At 48.4% G+C, this 3,523-nt stretch carries 1 protein-coding gene and 1 pseudogene; both read right to left on the minus strand.

Annotation, left to right across the window (positions count from 1 at the left end):
* Positions 1-92: 92 nt before the first annotated feature.
* Positions 93-803, minus strand: coding sequence for an energy transducer TonB (locus APA10_RS11770; RefSeq protein WP_035367764.1), 711 nt, complete (start codon positions 801-803; stop codon positions 93-95).
* Positions 804-1,635: 832 nt separating this feature from the next.
* Positions 1,636-3,474, minus strand: a pseudogene (locus APA10_RS11775) (TonB-dependent receptor plug domain-containing protein); the annotation flags it as partial.
* Between the last annotated feature and the right edge of the window lie 49 nt (positions 3,475-3,523).

Below are 3,523 nucleotides of genomic sequence, written 5' to 3' on the forward strand. Positions count from 1 at the left end.
ATCTTCCTCATAATCCTCATCATCAGGGCCCGATCCGGCGGGGTGTGGCCGTTATGGGCCGGGCAATCCGTTAGTGTGTTCGTAAGCTGATCTCAGTCATCCAGCCTGAAGCGAATGACGTAGACCTTGTGCAGTTCCTTCACCGGTGCGCCATTACGTGTAGCCGGGCGATAGCGGGCCTTGTGCACGTAATCCAACGCCGCCTGCGCAAAGGCCTGACCGCCAGAAACCGACTGCACCTGGCAGTTGCTGGTCATGCCCGTGGGCTCCACATCGCACGCCACTGTCACGCGGCCTTCAATGTTGTCTTCCTCCATTTCTGGCGGATAGACCGGCTGCACGTGGTTGAGCGGCGCGGTGCCGGCCGTGGTGTCCGGCGCATCGGATGGAGGTGCGCTGGTTGCGGGCTCGGTGTTGGCCGGTGGGGCCTTGGCCGTTTTGGTCTGTGGGGGTGCCGGGTGTTTGGGCGGCGCCTTGGCCACGTGCTTGATGGGCGGCTTGGGTGGCGGTGGCACCTTGATCTTGGGTGGCGGAATAAATGGCGGCGGCGGCTCGGCCATCACCGGCGGTGGTGGCGGCGGTGGAGGTGGCCGCGGTGGCGGCTGAGGTGGTGGCAGCATCTCAGCCTTGATCGGCGGATGCTCGACAGGCACGCTCGCCTTCGTGCCCATCCCATACATCAGCCCCCACACACCAGCTCCATGCAAAAGAAGAACCGCTATAAGCGCTCCAGCTCCAACCGCACCGCCAGCGCGAAGAACATAACGCTCCTTCCCCTCTGTCTGTTGAGAGTTATCCTGCATTACGCCAGTTTCCCTCCGTTGCTTTTTTGAGAAACTTTTGAAAAAGCAACTCTAGAAAAATATTATTCCTGATAAATAGTTACTTTCTGAAGGTAAGATAAATTTTCGTTTCTTACCAAAAACAAAAAAAGCACTTCCTCGTTGCCAAATAGTGATCGGGAAAGGCGTAGCTGTCAGAATCATAGCAGCGCATGTCAGCTCTCACTTAAAATAACGAAACAATACGTTTCATATTTAAATATGACATAAAAAATGAGTCAATTATAAATCAACTATTAAAATAGTTATTTTTTAGGGTGTTGTGATATTCACGATAAAAGATGCGCTCTTCTCTGGGGGTATTCTGTAAAAAGAATACCAAGACGCATGACGAAATACGTGCTCAGCAAACGAAATTTCTAGGGAGTTTGGGAGTAATGCTGAGTTATTGCTTATGTGGGTTAAAATAAGGTGTTTGTAATCGTTCTCTGCTTCTGAAATTCAAAAACTCAATTATGCTTTAAGATATTGAAAGAATAGTTTGAATATGAATGAGAGAGATAAAAATATCTCTCCAGCCTTGCTGTGAATGTGTGCACTTTTATCGATCTATATGGCCGAGATCTTTTTCTGGATCGACGCGGAAATCTCACAGAAGGGTTGTACATCGGGTCAGATTATGAAAAAGTCTGTTTTGTACGAGCAGCGTCACTTTCCAGCTTTTCGGAATGTTCTGAAATATTCTGCATTATGCTCTCGCTGTTTTTGCACTGGCTTGGGCTATTTGTTTCAACAACCCAAGATGTGTCAGCCTCGATCCTAAAGGCTTAAGTGTGAACACCTTCCTTTCCCTTTAGAAATCCAAAGAGGTTTTCACATAATACATCCCACCGCTGAACCCATACGGAGAATAGGATGCATATTTGGCAAGGCCTTGCTGAGTATTGGCAATGGAGCTTGGCACACGGGTAGGATGTTTATTTCCTACGTTGTTAGCCCCAATGCCAACTGTCCACCGCGGGAAAATTTTATAGTCAACTTCCAGATTGGTAATAAAGCCCGGATTCTGCTGGAAAGGCACACTGCCCGCCCCCGTTGGGGAAGCCATATAGACAATGGAACCATACCGGAGTTCCTGCGCCATAAAGGACCACTTGCCACGCGTCCAGTTTACGCTGATCTGCTCACGGTTTTTGGGCGCAGAATGCAAAACCATCATCTTGGTATATTCATTTACCAGATCAGACTTTGCAGAACGAATTTCGTTATCCGAGAAGTTGATACCCATAGCAAAGCGGAACTGACCAAGATTTTTTGTGTGCAGGGTGTAGTCTGCACTCAAATCCCCACCAAATGTCTGCGTATTATACAGGTTTGCATAATATGAGAGGGATGTTGCGCTTTCCAGATTTGCATTTTTCAGCATTTCCAGAAGAACAGAGTCATTCTGATCCACCGAATAGGTTTTTGTGCTGCCCATTCTGCCGTTAATGGCAATGTAATACAGGTTGCCTGTTACATGGAAATCATCAACTGGCGTTGAATCAAAACCGATTGAGTAGCTACGGGAGTATTCGCCTTTCATGCTGCCTGCACCAAGATATTTGGCAATCTGGCTGCCGGCAGGAATCTGATCTACCGTATAGCCAGGATAAGGCGCAGAATAGAAATAATTCATCGCACCCAAGGTAGGCGGGCGATACCCGGTATTCACATTTGCACGAATAGCCCAGCGTTTGTTAAAGTTATAGCGTGTGCCAACAGATCCCGTTTCTACAGTAGCAATGTTATTATAGCTGCCAACACGACCACCCAATGTCCATTCCCACTGCTTGGTCACATAGAAATCAAGGTTGACGTTACCTTCATACACATCGCGATTCTGATAGGTTGCCGCCATTGGAACGTTACCCGGATGGTCCGTTGCGCCCATCCCGCTCCATGAGGCCATTTCACCTTCAACCATCTGAAAAGTATCGTGGCGATATTCACCACCAAACCGCAGATTGATAGGACGCGGTGCCCAATCCGGACGGAACGAACGAGAACCGCGCAGGCCTGCCGTTAGCTCTGTTGCAACTGAAGCACCATCATAAAAAGATGTTTGCGTGCTACCGGGTATAGAAACGTTTTCTGAGTTGGTGGTGCGGTAATTCTGCTTATCACGTGCGTAGGTTACGTAAGCATCCCATGCAAAACCAAACTTGCGGGCCTTAATGCCGTTATCCGTTTCAAAATCCAGCTGATCCATTGCAATGTAAGGCTGGTTACCAGCAGGATACAGATCCGGATTGATCCACTCATCAGACGCCGTGTTGGCACGGTAAGTTTCGGGCACATTGGCACGCCTGTGAGAAAACGTGGAAGTGCTGTAAAAATTAAATCCGCTGTCAGCCAACGGCACAGACATATTTTCGCTAATAGTTTCCAGTGTGGATTTGGGAATACCTAGACCACGCTGAACATTGCGGTTTGCTGTTTCATTTCTGGAATCATCAAACATTGTCCCATAAAAATCGCCACCACGTGTTGTTGGCAATTGATGGGAAATCTGCGCGGCCAGATCCAGATAGCCACCGTTATGCCCCAGAGCCATACCGTAATTGGCAGAGCCATCCAGAGCCTGACCATCACCTGCGTAATAACCACTATTTTTAAAATTGATGCTACCACCATGTGTGCTGTGCTTGACGCGGAAATCTCACAGAAGGGTTGTACATCGGGTTAGATTATGAAAAAGT

The organism is Acetobacter pasteurianus subsp. pasteurianus LMG 1262 = NBRC 106471 (genome assembly GCF_000285275.1).
GTDB lineage: Bacteria > Pseudomonadota > Alphaproteobacteria > Acetobacterales > Acetobacteraceae > Acetobacter > Acetobacter pasteurianus.

Excerpts from the sequence above, each read along its gene's own strand:
- APA10_RS11770 (WP_035367764.1), bottom strand. The coding sequence starts at position 803 with ATGCAGGATAACTCTCAACAGACAGAGGGGAAGGAGCGTTATGTTCTT.